Source organism: Janthinobacterium sp. NFX145 (assembly GCF_049810325.1).
GTDB lineage: Bacteria > Pseudomonadota > Gammaproteobacteria > Burkholderiales > Burkholderiaceae_D > Janthinobacterium > Janthinobacterium rivuli.
On sequence record NZ_CP187360.1, the window covers coordinates 1,045,529 to 1,066,387 of the forward strand.

The 20,859-nt window shown below is 63.2% G+C and carries 19 protein-coding genes and 1 pseudogene; 3 read left to right on the forward strand and 17 right to left on the reverse strand.

The genetic code is table 11. The annotated features are described in order from the left end of the window. Positions 1–33 precede the first annotated feature (33 nt). The 3 genes and pseudogenes from msbA to ACPJXG_RS04650 form a co-directional block, all read right to left on the reverse strand. A complete protein-coding gene (gene msbA / locus ACPJXG_RS04640; protein WP_425253556.1) occupies positions 34–1,767 on the reverse strand; it encodes a lipid A export permease/ATP-binding protein MsbA in 1,734 nt (577 codons plus the stop codon). 45 nt (positions 1,768–1,812) lie between these two features. After that, complete coding sequence (locus ACPJXG_RS04645) at positions 1,813–3,024, reverse strand: O-antigen ligase family protein (RefSeq protein WP_425253557.1); 1,212 nt, start codon at positions 3,022–3,024, stop codon at positions 1,813–1,815. Positions 3,025–3,275: 251 nt separating this feature from the next. After that, positions 3,276–4,514, reverse strand: a pseudogene (locus ACPJXG_RS04650) (malic enzyme-like NAD(P)-binding protein); the annotation flags it as partial. 207 nt (positions 4,515–4,721) lie between these two features. On the opposite strand from ACPJXG_RS04650, the gene ACPJXG_RS04655 reads away from it, so the two are divergent. Further along, positions 4,722–5,747, forward strand: coding sequence for a LacI family DNA-binding transcriptional regulator (locus ACPJXG_RS04655; protein ID WP_425253558.1), 1,026 nt, complete (start codon positions 4,722–4,724; stop codon positions 5,745–5,747). A gap of 73 nt (positions 5,748–5,820) precedes the next feature. Beyond that, complete coding sequence (locus ACPJXG_RS04660; protein WP_176387572.1) at positions 5,821–6,360, forward strand: hypothetical protein; 540 nt, start codon at positions 5,821–5,823, stop codon at positions 6,358–6,360. Here ACPJXG_RS04660 and ACPJXG_RS04665 read toward each other — a convergent pair. From ACPJXG_RS04665 to ACPJXG_RS04730, 14 genes are all read right to left on the reverse strand, one after another. Continuing rightward, complete coding sequence (locus ACPJXG_RS04665) at positions 6,336–6,959, reverse strand: LysE family translocator (RefSeq protein ID WP_425253559.1); 624 nt, start codon at positions 6,957–6,959, stop codon at positions 6,336–6,338. The genes ACPJXG_RS04660 and ACPJXG_RS04665 overlap by 25 nt on opposite strands. A gap of 75 nt (positions 6,960–7,034) precedes the next feature. Then, entirely contained in the window at positions 7,035–7,811 is a 777-nt protein-coding gene (locus tag ACPJXG_RS04670) for an AraC family transcriptional regulator (protein WP_278316910.1), read from the reverse strand. Between the two features lie 2 nt (positions 7,812–7,813). Further along, complete coding sequence (rng, locus tag ACPJXG_RS04675; protein WP_034747098.1) at positions 7,814–9,277, reverse strand: ribonuclease G; 1,464 nt, start codon at positions 9,275–9,277, stop codon at positions 7,814–7,816. A 43-nt stretch (positions 9,278–9,320) separates the two neighbouring features. After that, entirely contained in the window at positions 9,321–9,941 is a 621-nt protein-coding gene (locus ACPJXG_RS04680) for a Maf family protein (RefSeq protein WP_425253560.1), read from the reverse strand. 8 nt (positions 9,942–9,949) lie between these two features. Continuing rightward, positions 9,950–10,420 carry a 23S rRNA (pseudouridine(1915)-N(3))-methyltransferase RlmH gene (gene rlmH, locus ACPJXG_RS04685; protein ID WP_035821794.1) on the reverse strand — a complete coding sequence of 157 codons (471 nt, stop codon included), beginning with the start codon at positions 10,418–10,420 and terminating at the stop codon, positions 9,950–9,952. 6 nt (positions 10,421–10,426) lie between these two features. Then, the gene (gene rsfS / locus ACPJXG_RS04690) at positions 10,427–11,116 is read right to left on the reverse strand and encodes a ribosome silencing factor (protein WP_176387587.1); all 690 of its coding nucleotides are present in this window, start codon (positions 11,114–11,116) and stop codon (positions 10,427–10,429) included. After that, positions 11,117–11,773: a nicotinate-nucleotide adenylyltransferase gene (gene nadD, locus ACPJXG_RS04695; protein ID WP_425254717.1), complete on the reverse strand. Its 657-nt coding sequence runs from the start codon at positions 11,771–11,773 to the stop codon at positions 11,117–11,119. Positions 11,774–11,784: 11 nt separating this feature from the next. Further along, positions 11,785–12,699, reverse strand: coding sequence for an oxygen-dependent coproporphyrinogen oxidase (gene hemF / locus ACPJXG_RS04700; RefSeq protein ID WP_035821786.1), 915 nt, complete (start codon positions 12,697–12,699; stop codon positions 11,785–11,787). Positions 12,700–12,800: 101 nt separating this feature from the next. Further along, entirely contained in the window at positions 12,801–13,604 is an 804-nt protein-coding gene (locus tag ACPJXG_RS04705) for a hypothetical protein (RefSeq protein WP_425253561.1), read from the reverse strand. Further along, on the reverse strand, positions 13,601–13,924 hold the full coding sequence (locus ACPJXG_RS04710) for a hypothetical protein (RefSeq protein ID WP_425253562.1): 324 nt from the start codon (positions 13,922–13,924) through the stop codon (positions 13,601–13,603). Before ACPJXG_RS04710 ends, ACPJXG_RS04705 begins: the two co-directional genes overlap by 4 nt. Positions 13,925–13,928: 4 nt before the next feature. Then, on the reverse strand, positions 13,929–15,212 hold the full coding sequence (locus tag ACPJXG_RS04715) for a hypothetical protein (protein WP_425253563.1): 1,284 nt from the start codon (positions 15,210–15,212) through the stop codon (positions 13,929–13,931). An 83-nt stretch (positions 15,213–15,295) separates the two neighbouring features. Further along, positions 15,296–16,042 (reverse strand): hypothetical protein, encoded by a 747-nt coding sequence (locus ACPJXG_RS04720; protein WP_425253564.1) that lies wholly within the window; start codon positions 16,040–16,042, stop codon positions 15,296–15,298. A gap of 88 nt (positions 16,043–16,130) precedes the next feature. Next, positions 16,131–17,399: a phosphoribosylamine--glycine ligase gene (gene purD, locus ACPJXG_RS04725; RefSeq protein WP_099402846.1), complete on the reverse strand. Its 1,269-nt coding sequence runs from the start codon at positions 17,397–17,399 to the stop codon at positions 16,131–16,133. 60 nt (positions 17,400–17,459) lie between these two features. Next, a complete protein-coding gene (locus ACPJXG_RS04730) occupies positions 17,460–18,185 on the reverse strand; it encodes a YebC/PmpR family DNA-binding transcriptional regulator (protein WP_034747129.1) in 726 nt (241 codons plus the stop codon). 143 nt (positions 18,186–18,328) lie between these two features. On the opposite strand from ACPJXG_RS04730, the gene ACPJXG_RS04735 reads away from it, so the two are divergent. Next, positions 18,329–20,812 (forward strand): alkaline phosphatase D family protein, encoded by a 2,484-nt coding sequence (locus ACPJXG_RS04735; RefSeq protein ID WP_425253565.1) that lies wholly within the window; start codon positions 18,329–18,331, stop codon positions 20,810–20,812. Positions 20,813–20,859: the final 47 nt, after the last annotated feature.

Below are 20,859 nucleotides of genomic sequence, written 5' to 3' on the forward strand. Positions count from 1 at the left end.
ATCAGTACGATTTCAGGTATTCATTCGATGGTGTCAAGCCACTTGCTGGGAAAATTGCAGGCGATGCAGATTGGCATACGCGCCGTTGGCATCCAATAATTGCTGGTGACTGCCGGTTTCCATTATTTTCCCGTGTGACAATACCACGATACGGTCCGCACGTTCAATTGTTGATAGTCGATGAGCAATAACCAAGGTGGTTTTACCTTGCATCAGATGCTCGAGTGCCGCTTGCACGGCCCGTTCCGCCTCCGTATCCAGTGCCGAGGTGGCTTCATCGAGGATCAGGATGGGCGCATCCTTGTAGATCGCGCGGGCGATGGCCACGCGCTGGCGCTGGCCGCCGGACAGGCGCGAGCCGTTGTCGCCCAGGCGCGTTTCCAGGCCATCGGGCAAGCCGTCGATGACGTCCGACAGGAAGGCGGCCGCGGCGGCCGCTTCGACGCGCTGCCGGTCCGGCGCCGCGTCGCCATACGCGATATTGGCGGCCAGGGTATCGTCGAACAGCACCACCTGCTGGCTGACCATGGCGATCTGGCTGCGCAGGCTGGTCAGGGCAATGGCATCGATATTCTGCCCATCGAGCAGAATCTCGCCACTGCTGGCCGAGTAAAAGCCGGGCAGCAGGCTGACCAAGGTCGATTTGCCGCCGCCGGACATGCCGACAAAGGCGACCGTTTGTCCTGGCGCAATGCTCAGATCGATGTGTCGCAGGGCCGGTTCCTGATGTCCTGGGTAGGCAAAGCTCACGTCCTTGAACTCGATGCGGCCGCCGCTGCGGCCAGCGAGCGGCTTGCCGCCCGTGCGTTCCGGCGTCTTGTCGATCAGTTGGAAGACTTCCTCGGCGGCGGCCATGCCGCGCTGCAGGGGGCCATTGACTTCGGCCAGTTGCTTCAAGGGTGTCAGCAGCATCAGCATGGCCGTGATGAAGGATACAAAGCCGCCGACCGTGATTTGCCCCTGCTCCGACTGGAACAGGGCCATCACGATGACCAGGGAGACAGCGGCGGCCGTGATCACCTGGGTGATGGGCACGGTGGCGGAAAAGGTGGTGGTCATGCGCATGCTGTAGCGGCGCAATTGCTCGGCACGCTCTGCGAAGCGCGATTTTTCATAGTCCTGGCCGCCGAAGATCTTGATCACTTGCTGCGCGCGGGTGGTTTCCTCGATGACCTGGGTCAGCTCGGCATTGACGGCCAGCGAGTCGCGGTTGAGTTTTTTCAGGCGCTTGCCCGTGGTGCGCACGACGATGGTCAGCACGGGCAGCAGCACCAGGGTGACCAGGGTCAGCGCCCAGTTCAGGTACAACAGCCACGCCAGCAGGCCCAGCACGGTGAGCGAGGAGCGCACGATCGAGGTGAACACCTTGGTCACCATCTCGATGATCTGCTGCACCTCGAACATGATGGAGTTGATGACTTTGCCCACCGTGTGCGTGTTGTAGAAGTCGATGGGCAGGTTCAGCATGCTGGCGAACATCCGGCGCCGCAACTCGTTGAGGATGCGCGTGGAGACATAGCTCATCAGGTAGCTGCTGGCAAACGTCGACGCGCCGCGCATGGCAAAGATGCCGATGACGATCAGCGGCACCAGCCAGAAGGAAAAAGTCACCTTGCCGCCAAAACCATTGTCGAGCAGTAGCTTGAGTGCATACGGCAGCAGCGGTTCCGTGGCCGCCGTGACGACCATCGCCAGCAAGGCCAGGGCCAGGTGTTTCTTATAGGGCGCGTGCAGTGCGGTGAGGCGCTTCAGGTCGGGCGTGAGCATCGGTATGGTTCCTTGCAGGGACAGCAAAAACGGTCAGGCGAAAGCTCAGGCAATGCGTTCTTGCTGACGCAACATGGCCCACAGTATCACCATCGGGAAGACCAGCATGATGATGCCGATATTCAGGGTGAGCGAGCTCGTCGTCAGGCCAAAAATCATATAGCAGGTGCATAGCACCACGCCGGACAGCGCATAGGGTTGGGTTGCGGGGGCACTGCGGCGCAGGGCGCGGGCAAACATGGCCAATGGAACGAGGAAGAGTGCCAGCAAGGCCAAGACACCGATAATGCCGCGTTTAACCAGGGCATCGAGGTAGTCGTTGTGGGCGTTGGTATAGTGTTTGATGATTTTATCCATTTTGCCTTCATCTGCCATCTGTTGCTTTGCGGCCAAATAACCATCGCGGCCCATGCCGAGCCAGATATGGTTACTTGATAAGGTCCATGCTGTGCGCCACATTTCCATGCGCTGGCCAACGGACGTGGTCACATTATCGCTGTCCTGGAACTGTTTGATGTCATTGACAGCCACCGCCACGCGCTGGGGCACGCGGGAGTTGGGAAGTGTGTAGGCAAGTATGCACGCCGCCAGCAGTGCGCCGAGCAGAGTGGCCAGATGGCGTGTGCCGCGGCCCTTCGAATAATGGTATGCAAAAAGGCAGCCACAGACGGGTAACACCAGCCAACCGCTGCGGCTACCGCTGATGAAGGACCCCAGAATGCCGGACAGGCCGCCTGCCAGCAGGAGCAGGCTCCATGCCAGGCGGAAGCTCTGCTCTCGTGCCCACCCCAGGCCACATAGGGCTAGCATGCCAAGCAGCATGCTGACATTGCCATAGTGGATGGCATTGCTGGTTGCCGCTTGCGGGCGGTAAATATCGAGTACAAGAAATTGCCAGAAAGCCAGAGCCGCACCACTGATGGCACCGATGGCCAGGCCGCTCCACCAAGCCTCTGGCCGGGGTGGATATGCCAGCAGCAACAGCAGGACGGGTACGGCCAGCAGCGCGCGCAATGGCATGTCGAGTTCGCGTGTTGGATCCGCGTGGTACAGCATATTTGCGGTGTAAACGAAAAAGTACAGCAGCAACGTGCTCAATAGCAGGTAATCTCGCCGTTGCAGGTTCAGGCGGGGGCGTTTCCATAGCAGCCAGCTGCTGGCCAGCAGCAGCACCAGCGCGCCAAGGGAATACCCGCTGTTGATAGCCAGCGCCAATGCTGAAAAGAGAAAAACACAAACAGAAGTCAAGCCGAGCATGAATATCCTTGGTAACGCACGTCGTCGCCATTATGGCAACTGTAGCAACATAAAGTAGGCGTCATTGTAATCGAAGGTGGCAACAAAAATGTCCGTGGGGATTTGCCCTTCGGCAACTATATTGGCGATATCAAGGGGGAAATAGAAAAAACCATGGTTTTTAGCCATGGTTTTTTTGTAAGCAATGGTAACTTGCTGTTATTTTGCCAAGGCCGCAAGGCCTGTCATGCGTCTCAGGCGCTGGCCGGCACGCGGGTGGCGACGCCAGTGGCGATGGCCGCTTGCGACACGGCAGGCGCGACCCAGCTGCGCAGACGCTCGTCGAACGGCGACGGGATCAGTTGCAGCGGGCTCAAGGCGCTGCTTTCGTGCCCCGGCAACGGCTCCTTGGCCAGCGCGGCGATGGCGCGCACGCAGGCCAGTTTCATCTCTTCATTGATGGTGGTGGCGCCCACGTCGAGCGCGCCACGGAAGATGTACGGGAAGCACAGCACGTTGTTGATCTGGTTCGGGTAGTCCGAGCGGCCCGTGGCCACGATGGCGTCGTCGCGCACGGCGTGCACTTTTTCCGGGGCGATTTCCGGATGCGGATTGGCCAGGGCGAAGATCAATGGCTTGGCGGCCATCGATTCGACCATCTGCGCGCTGACCACGCCGCCCTTCGAGACGCCGATGAAGATGTCGGCGCCGACCATGGCATCGGCCAGGTCGCGGTCGCTCGTGTCGTTCGCGTAGCGCGCCTTGTTCTCTTCCATGCTGGCATCGCGGCCCGGGTAGATCACGCCCTGGCTGTCGCATACCTTCAGCAAGGATTTGTTCAGGCCCAGCGAAACGAGCAGGTCCAGGCAGGCGATCGACGCCGCGCCCGCGCCCGAGACGGCCACCTTGACGTTGCCGATATCCTTGCCCACCAGTTCCAGGCCGTTCAGGATGCCGGCCGCGACGATGATGGCCGTGCCATGCTGGTCGTCGTGGAAGACGGGAATGTTCATGCGCTTGCGCAATTGCTGCTCGATGTAGAAGCAGTCGGGCGCCTTGATGTCTTCCAGGTTGATGCCGCCGAAGGTCGGCTCCATGCGCACCACGGTGTCGATGAACAGGTCGGGATCGTTCTCGGCCAGTTCGATGTCGAATACATCGACGTCGGCGAACTGCTTGAACAGGCAAGCCTTGCCTTCCATCACCGGTTTGCTGGCCAGCGGACCGATATCGCCCAGGCCCAGCACGGCCGTGCCATTGGTGATCACGGCCACCAGGTTGCTGCGCGACGTGTAGATGCCGGCCGTGCGCGGATCTTCGACGATGGCTTCGCAGGCGAAGGCCACGCCCGGCGAGTACGCCAGGGTCAGCGCGCGGGCGTCGCCCAGCGGTTTGGTTGGCGTGACGGAAATCTTGCCTGCCCGAGGTTCGGCGTGATAGGCGAGGGCGGCTTCTTTCAGGTTGAAGGTTTCGCCGTTCTGTTCGGCGTGCTTGCTGTGGGAAGTAGACATAGGAATTCTGGGAAGGGCATGCATGGCCCGAGTGGTAAGTCCGAGCCATGGTATGCAAGCGTTTGCACGCTGTCAAGGCTGGATTGTGCTTAAGAGTACCAAAACCGCTTTGGGTAGCCCCTTTATTCTAATGCAAGCGTTTGCTCGGTTTTTGACGGGAAGCGGAATTTTTACGATAAAATCACGCTATTGCGATCCGGGAAGCCCATGACAAACAAGAACCCCACCTTAAGCGACGTCGCGCGGGCCAGCGGCGTGCACTTTTCCACCGTCTCGCGCGTGATGAACCCGGCAACGCGGCAAATGGTCAGCGCCGAGGTGGCCGCGCGCGTGCTGGCCGAAGCGGGCCGCCTCGGCTACCGGCCCAACCGTGCCGCCTCCACCCTCGTCACGCGCAAGTCGCGCATCATCGGCGTGGTTCTGCCCGACATTACCAACGCGGTGTTCCCGCCGATTCTGCTGGGCATCGAGGAAGGCTTGCGCAAGCATGGCTACCTGGCCATCGTCGCCAATGTGGGCGCCGACGAGCAAGAGCAGCTGTTCGTCATCAACCGCCTGCTGGGGCAGCAGGTTGACGGCCTGATCCTGGCCACGGCGCGCCGCGACGATCCCGTCATCAAGATGTGCATCGACCAGAACGTGCCCGTGGTTACCGTCAACCGCAGCGACGAGACGGGCGTCGCTTCCTGCGTCGTCAGCGACGACGTGGTGGGCATGCGCCTGGCCGTGGAGCACTTGCTGGCGCTGGGCCACCGCCATATCGCGCACATCGCCGGCCCGGAAAACCTGTCCACCGGCCACGTGCGCCGCCTCGGTTTCCTGGCCGCCATCCAGGCCAGCGAACTCGATCCCTCGCAAGCGTTTGTCTTTGAAAGCAGCGGCTATTCGCGCGAATGCGGCAAGGCGGCCCTGCTGGAACTGCTGCGTCAGTCGCCGCGGACGACGGCCGTGGTGACGGGCAGCGACCTGGTGGCCCTCGGCTGCTACGACGCCATCCGTGAACTGGGATTGAGTTGTCCCGAAGATATTTCCGTGGTGGGCCACAACGACATGCCCTACATGGACATGATCCGTCCGCCGCTGACCACCATCCGCATCCGCCACCACGGCATCGGCACGGAAGCGGCCCGGTTGATCCTGCAAACCATCGACTCGCCCGATTCCCCCGTGCTGGACGTGCGCCTGAAACCTGAACTGGTGGTGCGCGAATCGACGGCCGCCCCCCGGGGCTGAGGCCGCGCCTGGGGCCGCGTCGCTGCAAGGTGGTACACTGGCGCCCCTCAACGTATTTTGCCCCTCTATCGCCATGACCAAAACCAACACGCCTTCCCCGAAACGCCGCGAAGAGGGCGTCGCCAAGCTGACCGTCAATCCCTTCCTCGACGCCGAGTTTTACGCGCGCATGCGCGACTACACGGAGCGCGATGCGGCCATCATCAAGGAACTGAAGGCGATCGCCGAGATCCGCGCCGGCAACAAGCAGCCCGATCCGCGCCTGGCGCCGTCGCTGGAGGCCCTGCGCAGCACCGTCAAGAAAGGCCTGACGTTTGGCGAGATGCTCGAGCGCATGGCGGCCGGCAAGGAAAAGGGATTGTGGGAACCGTGGATGACGACCTTCGGCATCGAGATCCGCGCCGTCAACTATGGCGCCGGCCCGCGCAACGCCTGCCTGGTGCTGGACCTGGCCGCGAATGCTCCCGCGCACGCCATGTTCGCCAAGGCGGGCATCCAGAACTGGCGCAGCCTGGCCGCCGACGACTGCTCCGTCGTGCGCTCGGAAAAAGCGACGGAAACGACGCCCTTGAAAGTGTATGCCGTGTTTTACCTGGATCCATTGCCAGCTTGAATCAGTAACACGACCGCCAGCACGATCAGCATCACGCCCGACAGCCGTTCCAGCGACGGCAGCGCGCGGGCAAAGCGTTGCCGCAGGGCGCTGCTGCCGATGGCCAGCGCCACGGCCATATCCCACGCCAGCACGGCAAAGACCATCCACGCGCCATACGCCGCCATCGCGGCGGGGCTCGTCTGCCTGGCAGCCAGCACGGTGGCCAGGCTGACATAGAACAGCGCATTCTTCGGATTCAGGATGGCGGAGACAAACCCCATCGCGACACCGCCGCGCCAGCGCGCCTTGCCGCTGGCGGGCGCGGCTTCCAGGCTGCTCTTGCCCGCATGGCGCAGGAATAGCCAGCCCAGGTACAGCAGATAGGCGCATCCCGCCAGCCGCACCACCATGAATGCCATACTGTCCGCCTTTAGCACCGACAGTCCGCCAAACGCCGCCACGATAAACACGGCATTGGCCACGGTAATGCCCACGCATGTGCCGGCGGCGCCGCGCCAGCCGTGGGCCAGCGAAGTGCGCGCGATCAGGAAAAAATCGGGGCCGGGCGACAGCAGGGACAGAAAGTGGGCAGCGGCGATGAAGAGGAAATCCTGCATGGGGTTCGGCTCCGGCAATGGCGAAGCGCGAGTATGCAGGGGCAGGCGGCGGCCTGTATTGAAGAAAATTGCAGCTTAGCGGTAGCGTCCCGGCGTGATGCCTGTATGGGCTTTGAACACGCGCTGAAAATGGCTCTGGTCCGCAAAGCCCAGTTCATGCGCCAGCTGCGCCAAAGCCGTCCCAGCCTGCAAGCGGCTGCGCGCGCGGTTCACGTGCGCGTTCAACTGGTAGGCATGCGGCGTCAGGCCTGTGGCGGCGCGAAAGGCGCGGATCAATTGGAAAGGACTCAGGCCTGCCGCTTGCGCCAGTTGCCGCAGGCTGGCCGAGGGCTGCGCCTGCAGCGTTTCGAGCACGGGCGCCAGCTGCCGCGGTAGCGGCTTGCGTTCAGACGGCAGCGGATCCGCACCGGCGCTGGCGCAGGCGCCGAGGAACACCAGCAGTGCCGCATTTTTCTCCGCCGCGCTGGCCCTTGAAAACAGCAGCGCATTCATGGCGCAAAACTGCGCGTACAGCACAGGGCAATGCAGCACGCGCGCCGTGTCGCCATCGAGCGCCGGCGCGTGCGCTTGCAGCCAGTGCGCATCAAGATGCAGCATCTGGTAGCTCCACAGGGCGCCAGGCAGGGGATTGCAGGCGTGCACGCAGCTGGCCGGCACCAGCACCAGGCTGCCATTGCCGAGCACGGCCTGGCCATCCTGGCTGCCCGTAAAGATGCTGCCACCCGCATCGACGGCGCCGATGGAAAACGTGGGATGGCTGTGCGGTTTGTAGCACGCCCGGCTGTGGCAGGCGCGCCGGCTTTCCACGTGGGGCAGAGCCGGGTCGCGCCAGAAGGCGGTGGTGCCCGGCATGACTACATCAAAATCACGTCGTACTGCTCCTGATGGTAGGCGTTCTCCACCTGCAGCGAGATTTTCTTGCCGATGAAGTCACCGAGCATGGCCAGGTGCTGCGATTCCTCTTCCAGGAACAGATCCACGACTTCCTGCGAGGCGAGGATGCGGAATTCGCGCGGATTGAACTGTTTTGCTTCGCGCAGCAGTTCGCGCAGGATTTCATAGCAGATGGTGCGCGAGGTTTTCACCTGGCCCTTGCCGGCGCAGGCGGGGCATGGTTCGCACAGGATGTGGGCCAGCGATTCGCGCGTGCGCTTGCGCGTCATTTCCACCAGGCCCAGCGGCGAGAAATTGCTCACCGAAACCTTGGTGCGGTCGCGTGACAAGGTGCGTTTGAGTTCGGCCAGCACGGCGTTGCGGTGCTCGGCGTTGTCCATGTCGATGAAGTCGAGGATGATGATGCCGCCCAGGTTGCGCAGGCGCAGCTGGCGGGCGATGGCGTGCGCCGCTTCCAGGTTGGTCTTGAAGATCGTGTCGGCGAAATTGCGCCCGCCCACAAAGCCGCCCGTGTTGACGTCGATGGTGGTCATCGCTTCCGTCTGGTCGACGATCAGGTAGCCGCCCGATTTCAGGTCGACCCGGCGGCCCAGCGCGCGCAAGATTTCCTCTTCCACGCCATACAGGTCGAACAATGGGCGCTCGCCCGTGTAGTGCTGCAGGCGCGTCAGTTCGCTGGGCGTGTAGATTTCAGCAAATTCGCGCAATTTCACGTAGTTTTCGCGCGAGTCGACCTGGATGGTGGCCGTTTCATCGCCGACGAAGTCGCGCAGCACGCGCTGCGCCAGGCTCAAATCCTGGTGCAGCAGGCTGGTGGCGGGACGCGTGCGCGCGCCGTGCGTGATGGTGCTCCAGGTTTTGCGCAGGTAGTCGACGTCCGCCTTCAGGTCCGCGTCGGAAGCGTCCTCGGCCATGGTGCGCACGATGTAGCCGCCCTTTTCGTCGGGCGGCAGCAGGCTTTGCAGGCGCACGCGCAACTGCTCGCGTTCCGCTTCCTTTTCGATTTTCTGCGAAATGCCGATGTGCTTGTCTTGCGGCAGGTACACCAGCATGCGCCCGGCGATGGAAATCTGCGTCGACAGGCGCGCGCCTTTCGTGCCGATCGGGTCCTTGATCACCTGCACCGTCAGCACCTGGCCGTCGAAGAGGATTTTTTCTATGGGAGCGGGCGTGGCATTCTGGCCGTCGTGGCCGCGCGCTTCCCAGATGTCGGCCACGTGCAGGAAGGCGGCGCGTTCCAGGCCGATGTCGATGAAGGCCGATTGCATGCCCGGCAATACCCGCACCACCTTGCCGGAATACACATTGCCGGCCAGGCCGCGCGTGAGCGTGCGCTCGATGTGCAATTCCTGCACGGCGCCCTGCAGGATGAGGGCGACGCGCGTTTCTTGCGGCGTGATATTGATCAGGATGTCTTCGTTCATGGGGGCGCGGGAGTGGAGGCAACGAATGACATCATACTCGGGATCAGGGCAGGGGCAAACCTGCTTCACGCAGCAATTGCGCCGTCTCGTACAGGGGCAGGCCCATGATGCCGGAGTGGCTGCCTTCGATGTGCTCGACGAACAGCGCGGCGCTGCCCTGGATGCCGTAGGCGCCGGCCTTGTCGTACGGCTCGGGCGTGGCGCAGTAGGCGGCGATTGAGGCGGGCGAGAGCACGCCGAAGCGCACTTGCGACACCTGCGTGCGCTGTTCGGCGAAATCCTTGTAGTGCACGGCGATCGAGGTGAGCACCTCGTGCGTGCGGCCAGACAGCTGCTGCAGCATGGCCACCGCTTCCGCCCGGTCGACCGGTTTGCCGAGGATGATGCCGTCGATGGTGACGGTGGTGTCGGCTGCCAGCACGGGGCGCGGGGTCAGGTGGCGGCGGCGCACCAGATCCCAGGCGAAGGCGGCCTTTTCATTCGATACGCGGGCGACATAGTCGAGCGCCGATTCGCCGGGGAGGACTTCCTCGGTGACGTCGGCGCCGCGCGGGCCGTCGCTGCGCAGCAGCAGCAATTCGAAATCGATGCCGATCTGGCGCAGCAGTTCGCGCCGGCGCGGGCTTTTGGAGGCGAGGTAGATCTTGTGATCAGCCGTTTTCATGGGGGAGTTCAGACGCGGTGATAGGGGTGGTTTTGCGTGATCGACCAGGCCCGATAGAGCTGCTCGGCGAGGATCACGCGCACCACGCCGTGCGGCAGGGTCATGCTGGAAATGCGCAGCATGCCTTCGGCACGTGCCTTGAGTTGCGGATCGAGGCCGTCGGCGCCGCCGATCAGAAAGGCGGTGTCGCGGCCATCCTGCTGCCACGTCATCAACTGCTGCGACAGACCGACACTGGTCAGATCCTTGCCGCGTTCGTCGAGGGCGATGATGCGCACGCCCTTGGGCAGGACGGCTTCGATGCGTTCGCGTTCCAGCGCCATCGCCGTGGCGGCGGTCTTGCTGCCGGAACGCTCCACCGGCTTGATTTCTTTCAGCACGATGCGCAATTCCGGCGGCATGCGCTTCGCGTATTCCGCGAAGCCCGTCTCTATCCAGGCCGGCATTTTATGGCCGACCGCAGCGATGATGAGCTGCATCGAGGCTTACGCTTCGACTTTTTTGATACGCTTGATCACGGTTTTTGCCGGTGCAGCATCGGCTGCCGGCTTGGCCGCGCGTGGGGCGCGCACTTTTTTCTCTGGCAGCGCTTTCAGTGCTTTGACGGCAGCCGCTTCGGTCTTGGTTGGCGCGACTTTCACGGTCTTGCCGACGGCTTTGGAGGCGGTGGCTTTCTTTGCCGGGGCTTTCTTGGCGGCGGTGGCTGCCGTGGCTTTCTTGGCCGGTGTCTTTTTCTCGATCACGGGCGAAGCTTCCACATTGGCCTTGCTCGCTGCCAGATGGCCGCTGACCTTTTTCGGCTCGTCGCCGGCCGCTTTTTTCGGCGCGCGCTTGGCGGCGCCCAGTTTGATCGGGGTGTCGCCCCAGATTTCTTCCAGGCGGTAGTAGGCGCGGATAGGTGCTTGCATGATGTGGACGATCATGTCGCCCAGATCGACCAGCACCCATTCACCGGTGTCCTCGCCTTCCATGCCGATGATGTCGCCGCCGGCGTCCTTGACCTTGTTGCGTACCGAGGCGGCCAGCGCCTTGGTTTGACGGTTCGAGGTACCGGAAACGATCGCGATGCGGTCGAACAGGCTGGTCAGGTGACTCGTTTCGAAGACGGCGATGTCTTGGCCTTTGACGTCTTCAAGGGCGTCAACGACGAGGGTTTGCAGTTTTTTGATGTCCATTTAGCTTTTGTATAAATTATGTTGTTCAATATAGTCTAGCACTAGCGGGGAAACAAGCGAGTTTGCCCGATTCCCCCGTTGTAATGCCGCACGTATTTCGGTGGCGGAGATATCCACCGCGAAGTCCTGTGCCAGATAAGTCAGACCGTGCGGCGTGTTGCGGATGCTGTCCAGTGACCCCAGGCGGCGCGAAAACTCGTCGGCGACCACTTGCGGCACTGCTGTGTCATTCAGCGCGAAGCCGGGGCGGGCCGCGACGCAGATATGCGCGTATTCAAATAATTGCTGCCATTCGCGCCATGTCGCGAGCCGCTGCAGCTGGTCGGCGCCCATCAAAAAAACGATGGAAGCGCGCGCACCCAGCTCGGCGCGTACCTGGCGCAAGGTATCGATGGTGTAGCTGGCCTGGCCAAGTTCGCTGCGCTCGATTTCCTGGCGGTCGATCACCACCAGCAGCGGCAGGCCGGCAAACGCCAGGCCGGCCATCTCGGCGCGCTGCTGGCCGCTGGCGCCCAGCTTGCTTTTTTGCCAGGGCGCGCCGGCCGGGATCACGCGCAGTTCATCGGCGTGCAGCAGGCTGGAAAAATGCGTGCCCAGCGCGACATGGCCCATATGCACCGGATCGTAGCTGCCGCCCAGCAGCGCCACGCACGCCATACTACTTTCGTTCACGCCTGCAGCCAGTCGCGATGCACGAGGAAGTCAGTATACAACGCCGCTTCGGGACTGCCCGCTTCCGGGTGCCAGTCGTAGCGCCACTTGACCACGGGCGGCATCGACATCAGGATCGCCTCGGTGCGGCCGCCCGACTGCAGGCCGAACAGGGTGCCGCGGTCGAACACCAGGTTGAACTCGACATAGCGTCCACGCCGGTAGCACTGGAAATCGCGTTCGCGTTCGCCGTAGGGCGTATCCTTGCGGCGCGCCAGGATCGGTACATACGCGTCGATGAAGGCGTCGCCGGCGCTGCGCATCATGGCAAAGCTGTCGTCAAAGCCCAGGGCGTTGAAGTCGTCGAAGAATATGCCACCGGCGCCGCGCGCTTCGCGCCGGTGCTTCAGGTAGAAATAATCGTCGCACCACTGCTTGAACTTCGGATGCAGCTCGTCGCCAAACGGCGCCAGCGCATCATGGCACACCTGGTGAAAGTGCTTCACGTCGTCCGCGTCGCCATAATACGGCGTCAGGTCCATGCCGCCGCCGAACCACCATACGGGTGCGCCATCGGCATTCACGGTGGTGAAGAACCGTACATTCATGTGCACCGTGGGCGCATACGGATTACGCGGATGCAGCACCAGCGACACGCCCATCGCTTCCCACGCCTTGCCACCGAGTTCAGGGCGCGCGGCCGCGGCCGATGGCGGCAATGCGGCGCCGGTGACGTGTGAAAAATTCACGCCGCCACGCTCGAACACATTGCCTTCCTCGATCAGCCGCGAAATGCCGCCGCCGCCCTCAGGGCGCTGCCAGGCATCGGTCAGGAAGGGTTTGCCGTCCTGCGCTTCGAGCGCCTGCACGATACGGTTTTGCAAATCGAGCAAATAGGCCTTGACGGCCGAAGGAGAGGGAGTTGACGACATCGCGTGGGCCGACGAGGCCGAAATAAAAAAGTAAGGACGGATTGTACCCTGTAACGGATTTTTGTGATAGCAAAACCGGCGATGCTGTCGCCGGCCCTGCTTTACCGAGGCGGCTTGTCCTGCACCACCTGGACATCATATTGCACGCTGTCGTGGCCCGGTTGGCGGGCGGCGTCGAGTGCTTGCGCCGCGCGCTGCCGCAGGTCGTCGCGTTCCACCGTGTCGACCGGCTGCGCCAGCGGTGCCACAGGCGTCGGCTGTTCGCGCTTGAACCACGACGGTCCCACAATCGCCACGAGCATCAGCAGCACCAGCATCAGCACGATCATCAGGACGTTGAGCGGGCGCGCGGCGCGCCGGCCATACCGGGCCGGCGGTTTGCCGGCGGCATCGACGATCACGCGCGCCAGTGGCGAGCCGTTCGCGCGTGTGCGCGCTTGCAGCTCCTTGTATTGCAGCGGCGATAGCGTGCCCTGTCTCAGCATGTGGCGCAGGGCCGCGACGGGCGTGGCGGCCAGATGCTCGGCTGGCAGGCTGTCGTGGGCGGCGTCGCGCTGCCACGCGTTGATCAGGTTTTGCTGGTACAGCGCGTCAACCGCCTGCCGGTTCACCTGCTGCAGCGCGGCGCTGGCCAGTTGCCGGCGTGGTTCATCGGCGGGCAGCTTGCGCAGCATCCTGAAAAAACGCTCCTCGGGCACCAGTTCGGCGCGCAGCAGCCAGGCCAGCGTCGCGATCTGGTCGGCATTCATTGCCAGTTCCGGCACATCAATGTCTTCGGCGGCATTGTGCGCGCGCTGCAGCTCGATGATTTCCAGCTCGGCCAGCGTATCGTCGTATTCGTCGCTGGTGATCAGGCCGAGGCGCAGCAGTTCTGCCAGCGGCAGCAGGCGCGGATCGGTGCTCATGGCTGCAGGCCTCCGCTAAACCAGCCGTACACGACGGACATTACCAGGATCAGCCCCAGCACGATCAGCGCGCCTTTCCAGGCCGGTGGGCGCTGGTACGGGATGCGGTCGTGACCATGGCGCAGCCTGGATGCTTCCATGATGTCGCGCGCCAGTTCGCTGCCATGCTCACGCACGCGCACTTCGAGCGCGGCATCGCGCTGGACCTGGTTCAGCAAATCGAGCTGGTACAAGGCGTCGGCCTCGCGTTCCGAGTTGGCCTCGTCCAGTTCAAGCTGGTGTGGCTGGCCCAGCGATGCGTGGGGCGGTTCGATATGCATGGACTTAGATTTTTACTTTGGCTTGGCGCAGTTCGCCGGCAAATTGCGGCGTCACCGACCAGCCATTGCCGGCGCTTTCTGCGCTGCTGCGCTGGAAGGTGAAGTCGCCTTCCAGCATGACCGCCGATCCGCCGTTGAGCATGCTCAGCACGGGGTCATTGCGTTCGATCAGCAGGCGGCAGGAATAGACGCCCGGCGAGATTTCCTTGCATGGCGCCAGCGGTTCGATTTCGGCGATTTCGCGCGTGCGCTCCATCGATTGCGTCAACGAAAACGCTTGCCGTGGCTGGGGCGTGATGCGCGCACCAGCCATGCCGTCGCGGAAAGCCTTTTCCAGCACCTCGCGTCCCAGGGGCTTGGCTTGCTGGGCAAAGTCGCCATCCTCGATGGTGCCAAAGCGCGCCTGGACCAGCATTGGCTGCGCGCCAACATAGCTGATGCGGCTCTTGCTGCCGCTGTCGTCGCGCGCGACGGTATAGGCATAGTCCATCTTCTCGCCATCGAGCTCGATCGTGGCCAGGCAGCCCCGGATATTATGTGACGAGGCGTAACCGGCTTCTTTCACGTCGTGCAGGCTTGCCTTGCCCACGCCTTCCGGCGCTGCCTTGTTGAGCATGCGTGTCACGGTGGCGATCGTGTTGCTGGAGTCGCACTCGGGCACGGAATTGCCACCAACCAGGTACCAGACCATGCCGGCCAGCGCCAGCGGCGCGACGATTACCCAGGTCAGGCGCGAACCGGGAAACAGGCTGCCGAGGATCACGCCGCGTACCGCCTTCTTATGTTCCTCCTGGCGTCCTTGCGCATGCTGGACCGCGCGCTTTGCGTCATCGCTGCCGGCGGACGCGATGCGCTGGGCCATGGACTTGAACTCTGCGCGCTGCAGCAGTTCCACATGCAGCATCCAGTTCAGCACCTCGCCCGGCGTGGGCAGCAAGACGTCGCCGGGCAGGTGTGCCAGCGCCCGCTGGTACTGCTCCTGCGTGAGCAGCGTTTCGTCACGCAGGTGATCGAGCGATTCGCGATTGAGCACCTCCACCAGCTGCTGCAATATCGACAAACGCAGTGCCAGCTCGTCGCCGGTGAAGTGGCGCTCCAAGCTCAACAACAGGCTGCTCACATCCTCGGACGTAACGATCTGGCGCCGGTACAACCACATCAAGGTGTCGGGCAGCGGCGTTCCGACGGCGAGCTGCGGCAAGTCGGGATGCGCAAGCGCCTGCTCGCGCTGGCGGCGCGTGAGCAGCTTCAGCACATGCAGCGCCTCGACGGAAGTATGCGTGGACACAGGTGGATTGCTTGTCATTGGGAGTGGGTTTATCAAGAATAAAGATGATAAATTTTACAATGCAATCTCGTTTCCCCAGCGCACTATTGAAGTTGCGCCTGATCCAGCTCCATTCTGAACTGCGGTGTTACCGACCAGTTCTTGCCATCCTTGCTGCGCTGGAAGGTAAAGTCGCCTTGCTGCAGCACGGAGAGGCTCCACACGGTGGTTGGCGCCATGCGCGCGATATCGTTACGCTCGACCAGCAGCCGGCAGGACTGGATGCCGGGTCTTAGCTCGCGGCATGGCGCGACCGCTTCGACATCGGCAATTTCGCGGTAATGCTGCGGCGACAGCAGCATGCCCAGGTCCGGGAACAGCAGCGGTTTGCCGCGAAAGCCATCCATGCCTGCCAGCATCGCCTGCAACAGTACTTCGCGTCCGATCGGCTCCGCCTGCTGCACGAAGTCGCCGTTCCACGCGATCTTGCCGAAGCGCGCCTGTATCAGCTCCGGCCGCGCATCGTCATAGACGATACGGCTCTTGCGGCGACCTTCGACGCGAGACACGGTATACGCGTATTGCATCGATTTGCCATGCGAGTTGACGGTGGCCAGGCAGCCACGGGTTTTTTGCGACCAGGCATAGCCGGCCTGTTTGATATCGTGCAGGCCGATCCTGGCCGCCGTCACGGCGGCCAGCGTTTCGCGGTCGTCGCATTGCGGTACCGCGTAGCTGCTGAACCAGTGCCAGGCCAGGCCGGCAACGAGCAGCGAGGCAAGCGTCAGCCAGGCCAGGGGGCTCACCGGGGCATCGTTGTCTGGTGCGGCAAGGCCGCTTGGCATGGTCATGGCGAGGAATGGGGGGCAGTCAGAATGAAAACGGGGCCGGGGCGGATGCTGTCCGCGCCGGCCCCGCCATGGGATCGTTATGGGACGATCAATGCTTCAGGCCGCGCCAGCCGATGTCGCGGCGGTACTGGGCGCCGTCGAAATGGATTTTTTCCACGGTTTCATATGCCTGCTTCTGCGCCATCTTGATGCTGTCGCCCAGGCCCACCACGCACAGCACGCGGCCACCGTTGGTGACCAGGCGTTCGCCCTCGATGCGGGTGCCCGCATGGAAGGTGACGGAGTCAGGTGTTTCGGCCGGGATGTCGCCGATGGACGTGCCCTTGACGGGATCGTCCGGGTAGCCGGCGGCGGCCATGACGACGCCAACGGCCGTGCGGCGGTCCCATTCCAGTTCCACGGCGTCGAGCGTGCCGTTGACGGCGTGCTCCATGACGGTCACCAGGTCGGTCTTCAGGCGCGCCATGATGGGCTGCGTTTCCGGGTCGCCCATGCGGCAGTTGAATTCCAAGGTCTTCGGCGTGCCCTTGTCGTCGATCATCAGGCCCGCGTACAGGAAGCCCGTGAACGTGATGCCGTCCTTGGCCATGCCCTGGATGGTCGGCACGATGATCTCGCGCATGACGCGCGCATGCATGGCCGGCGTGACGATGGGCGCCGGCGAATACGCGCCCATGCCGCCCGTGTTCGGGCCCTGGTCGTGATCCTTCAGGCGCTTGTGATCCTGGCTGGTGGCCAGCGGCAGGATGTTCTTGCCGTCGCACATGACGATGAAGCTCGCTTCTTCGCCGGCGAGGAATTCCTCGATGACGATGCGCGCGCCGGCGTCGCCGAACTGGTTATCGGCCAGCATATTGTCGACTGCCTGATGCGCTTCTTCCAGGGTCATGGCAACGACCACGCCCTTGCCGGCGGCCAGGCCGTCAGCCTTGATGACGATGGGCGCGCCGATGGCGTCGACGTAGGCGTGCGCGGGAGCGACGTCGGAGAACGTCTGGTAGGCGGCCGTCGGGATGCCGTGGCGCTGCATGAAGGCCTTGGCGAAGTCTTTCGACGATTCCAGCTGCGCCGCTTCTTTCGTCGGGCCGAAGATTTTCAGGCCGCGCGAGCGGAACAGGTTGACGATGCCCGCTGCCAGCGGCACTTCCGGGCCGACGACGGTCAGGCTGATGTGTTCCTGTTGAACGAAATCGGCCAGCAATTGCGGGTCGCTGATGTCGAGGTTGACCAGGCGCGCATCGCGCGCGGTGCCGCCATTGCCCGGCGCGACATACACCATCTGTATGCGTTCGGACTGGGCCAGTTTCCAGGCCAGGGCGTGTTCGCGGCCGCCAGAGCCGACTACCAGAATTTTCATAGGTACCGTTCGTTCAATGTGGGTTGCAGGGCGGCGGTGCCGCCCTTGAGTGCAGAGTAATTAATTCTCTATCAGCGCGTTGGTAAACACTTCCTGGACATCGTCCAGCAGTTCCAGCGCATCGATCAGCTTTTGCATCTTGATGGCGTCGTCGCCCGAGTACACGGTTTCCGTCGCCGGCTTCATGATGACTTCGGCCACTTCGGCCTTGAAGCCGGCCGCTTCCAGCGCTTCCTTGACGGTGGCGAAATCGTGCACGGGAGTGACGACTTCGAAGCCGCCTTCTTCATCGGCGATGACGTCGTCGGCGCCCGCTTCCAGGGCCGCTTCCATCAGCTTGTCTTCGTCGGTGCCCGGCGCGAACAACAACTGGCCGCAGTGCTGGAACATGAAGGCGACGGAGCCTTCGTTGCCCATGTTGCCGCCGTTCTTGTTGAAGGCGTTGCGCACCTCGGCCACCGTGCGTACCTTGTTGTCGGTCATGCATTCGACGATGACGGCCGCGCCGCCCACGCCGTAGCCTTCGTAGCGCACTTCTTCGTAGTTGGCGCCATCGACGCCGCCGCTGCCGCGGTTGATCGCGCGCTGGACGTTGTCTTTTGGCATATTGGCGTCAGCCGCCTTGTCGACCGCCAGGCGCAGGCGCGGATTGGTGATGGCGTCGGCGCCGCCCATGCGGGCCGCGACCGTGATTTCCTTGATCAGGCGCGTCCAGATTTTGCCGCGCTTGGCATCGGTGGCAGCCTTTTTATGCTTGATATTGGCCCATTTGCTATGTCCTGCCATGTCGAATCTTCCTTAGACGGGTGTTCAATTGTGGCCGACATTTTAGCATATCGGCCCCTTGCGAAGCGGCATGGCCCCGTCATCAGGATGACACAATCTGTTGCTAAAGTGACGCGCTTTCACCATATCGAGGGCGCGACATCATGGCAAGTCAAATGGACAGGCGGCAATTTCTGAAATTGGGCGGCTTTATTACCGTCTCCGTGGCCACCGTCGGCCTGGCCGCCTGCGGCAGCACCGATTACAGCGATCCTGGCGTGCCGCTGGCCTCGGGCAGCGACTGGAAATTCCCGCAAAGCGTGGCTTCGGGCGATCCGCGCGCCGACAGCGCCATGCTGTGGACGCGCGTCGTGCCCGCAAGTTTCGACGCCGTCGCGCCCGCCGTGGCCGGCAAGTCCGACGTGGCCGTGCGCCTGATCGTCAGCGCCAGCGACAATACGGCCGCTCTGGGCGGCAATACGGCCCTGACGGGAACGCCCATCGTCGACGCCAAGCTGCCCCTGAAAGCCGATTTCGACAATACCCTGCGCCACAAGGTGACGGGCTTGCAGCCGGGCCAGGTGTATTTTTACCAGTTCATCGCCGGCGACGTGCGCTCGAACGTGGGCCGCTTCAAGACGGCGCCCGCCGCCACCGCCGACGTGTCCCAGCTGCAGTTCGCCTACCTGACGTGCCAGGACTGGAGCATCAACCACTGGGGCGCGCTGTCGTACATCACCGCCAATGAAAGCCTGGACTTCATCGTCCACCTGGGCGATTACATCTATGAAACGGTGGGCGAGGCCTTCCAGAGCGGCGCCGTGGAAAGCCGCCACGACCAGCTGAAATTGCCCGACGGCACGTATAAAAGCGGCACGTCCGGCGCCAAATACGCGACCACCGTGGCCGATTACCGCTACCTGTACAAGAAATACCGCACCGATGCGCGCCTGCAAGCCGTGCACGAGCGCTTCGCCTTCATCGCCGTCTGGGATGACCACGAGTTCACGGACGATGCCTGGCAGGACGCTTCCACCTATGAAGGCATCGTGGCGACGGACGGCAGCGATTTGCACCAGCCGGCGCGCCGCCGCAGCGCCAACCAGGCGTGGTTCGAATACATGCCGGCCGACGTCACGTTCGATGCCGCCGCGACAACATTCCAGAACATCCAGATTTACCGCGATTTCCAGTTCGGCAAACTGATGCAGCTGGTGATGACGGATGAGCGCCTGTACCGCGCCGATCATGCGATCGCCGAGTCGACCGTCAACCCGGCCACGGGCAAGCCGCTGGGCAGCGTCGGCAGCCGCTACCTGGTGCCGCAAGCGCTGTTCGACAGCGTGGAAGGACAGAAAATGGCGGCAGCCACCAAGGCCGGCGCCGACCCGCTGGCCGCCGTCGGCATGTTGGGCACGACCCAGCGCGACTGGTGGAAAAGCAAGATGAAGGCGGCGACCTCCACCTGGAAGCTGTGGGGCAATGAAGTGTCGCTGCTGCGCATGGGTCTCAATGGCACGGATGCGATTGCCACCTTGCTGGCCCTGAGCGCGATGACCAACGTGGGGCAGGCCATCGCCAGCACCTTGCCGCTGGTGGGCGGCAGCGTGCCATTGGCGTCGGCCATCGTGGCAGCTTCCACAGCGGGAGCGGCGCAAAACGTGGCGCAAGCGGCGGCCATGGCGATTGCCGGCGCGGCAGCGAACGCCAGCGCCCAGGGCGCCGCCGCCATAGGCGCTGGCTTGAGCGCGGCCCAGGCCGGCATCACTGTAGCGGCCTACAACAGTGCTTCGCCGGCCGCCGCCGCGCAAGTGATCGCCTTCGGCTGGATCAAGCCCGACGTGCAGGCCAAGGGCGCCGCATCGAGCTTTGTGGCCGCATCGGGCCAGCAAGCGGCGCTGGCGCCATTCTTCACGCGCTTCCTGCTCAATTGCGACCAGTGGGACGGCTACAACAGCGAGCGCAAGAATCTGATGGCGCACCTGAAAAACAATGCCATCGGCAACGTGGTGGCGCTGACCGGCGATATCCACTCGTTCTTTGCCGGCACCGTCAGCGACGACTTCGACGCAGCCGGTGGCGGCACGCCCGTCATGGTCGACCTGGTGTCGGCCGGCGTCAGCTCCGATTCCTTCTTCAGCTACCTGAAGTCGGCGGCCGGCAGCATGGGCAATATCGGCACCCTCGTCAGCTATCCGCTGGCCATCCCCGTCACGGGCCTGGGCACGGTCAATCTCGACATCAACCTGCTCGACTACACCATGGGCAAGGCCGCGCCCACCGTCGACAGCCTGCTGGAGCAATTGCGCGTGCAACTGCGCGGCGCCCTGGCCGCCAAGGGCGTGCCGGAAGCGCAACTGGACGCCACGGTCGCTGCCGTGCAGGCTGGCTTGAAAGCGAGCACTGACTTCAGTGGGACCTTGCTGGGCCTGGCGCAGCAATTGTCCGGCCTGGGCAACAACCCGTGGATCAAGCATTTGAACACGGATGCGCAGGGCTACACGGTGGTGACCTTGACGCCGGGCAAGCTGGTGGCGCAGTTCAAGCAAGTGAATAAACTGATCGGCACGGCGGCCCCCGCGAACGTGATTGCACGCGTGACGACGGCGACGGTCAATGCTGGGACGGTGGCGGTGGTGGTGGCGTAAATGTAAGCCCAAAGCAAGGGCCGGGGTCAGACCCGTCGGGTCTGACC

Excerpts from the sequence above, each read along its gene's own strand:
- msbA (WP_425253556.1), bottom strand. The coding sequence starts at position 1,767 with ATGCTCACGCCCGACCTGAAGCGCCTCACCGCACTGCACGCGCCCTAT.
- ACPJXG_RS04645 (WP_425253557.1), bottom strand. The coding sequence starts at position 3,024 with ATGCTCGGCTTGACTTCTGTTTGTGTTTTTCTCTTTTCAGCATTGGCG.
- ACPJXG_RS04655 (WP_425253558.1), top strand. The coding sequence starts at position 4,722 with ATGACAAACAAGAACCCCACCTTAAGCGACGTCGCGCGGGCCAGCGGC.
- ACPJXG_RS04660 (WP_176387572.1), top strand. The coding sequence starts at position 5,821 with ATGACCAAAACCAACACGCCTTCCCCGAAACGCCGCGAAGAGGGCGTC.
- ACPJXG_RS04665 (WP_425253559.1), bottom strand. The coding sequence starts at position 6,959 with ATGCAGGATTTCCTCTTCATCGCCGCTGCCCACTTTCTGTCCCTGCTG.
- ACPJXG_RS04670 (WP_278316910.1), bottom strand. The coding sequence starts at position 7,811 with ATGCCGGGCACCACCGCCTTCTGGCGCGACCCGGCTCTGCCCCACGTG.
- rng (WP_034747098.1), bottom strand. The coding sequence starts at position 9,277 with ATGAACGAAGACATCCTGATCAATATCACGCCGCAAGAAACGCGCGTC.
- ACPJXG_RS04680 (WP_425253560.1), bottom strand. The coding sequence starts at position 9,941 with ATGAAAACGGCTGATCACAAGATCTACCTCGCCTCCAAAAGCCCGCGC.
- rlmH (WP_035821794.1), bottom strand. The coding sequence starts at position 10,420 with ATGCAGCTCATCATCGCTGCGGTCGGCCATAAAATGCCGGCCTGGATA.
- rsfS (WP_176387587.1), bottom strand. The coding sequence starts at position 11,116 with ATGGACATCAAAAAACTGCAAACCCTCGTCGTTGACGCCCTTGAAGAC.
- nadD (WP_425254717.1), bottom strand. The coding sequence starts at position 11,773 with ATGGCGTGCGTGGCGCTGCTGGGCGGCAGCTACGATCCGGTGCATATG.
- hemF (WP_035821786.1), bottom strand. The coding sequence starts at position 12,699 with ATGTCGTCAACTCCCTCTCCTTCGGCCGTCAAGGCCTATTTGCTCGAT.
- ACPJXG_RS04705 (WP_425253561.1), bottom strand. The coding sequence starts at position 13,604 with ATGAGCACCGATCCGCGCCTGCTGCCGCTGGCAGAACTGCTGCGCCTC.
- ACPJXG_RS04710 (WP_425253562.1), bottom strand. The coding sequence starts at position 13,924 with ATGCATATCGAACCGCCCCACGCATCGCTGGGCCAGCCACACCAGCTT.
- ACPJXG_RS04720 (WP_425253564.1), bottom strand. The coding sequence starts at position 16,042 with ATGACCATGCCAAGCGGCCTTGCCGCACCAGACAACGATGCCCCGGTG.
- purD (WP_099402846.1), bottom strand. The coding sequence starts at position 17,399 with ATGAAAATTCTGGTAGTCGGCTCTGGCGGCCGCGAACACGCCCTGGCC.
- ACPJXG_RS04730 (WP_034747129.1), bottom strand. The coding sequence starts at position 18,185 with ATGGCAGGACATAGCAAATGGGCCAATATCAAGCATAAAAAGGCTGCC.
- ACPJXG_RS04735 (WP_425253565.1), top strand. The coding sequence starts at position 18,329 with ATGGCAAGTCAAATGGACAGGCGGCAATTTCTGAAATTGGGCGGCTTT.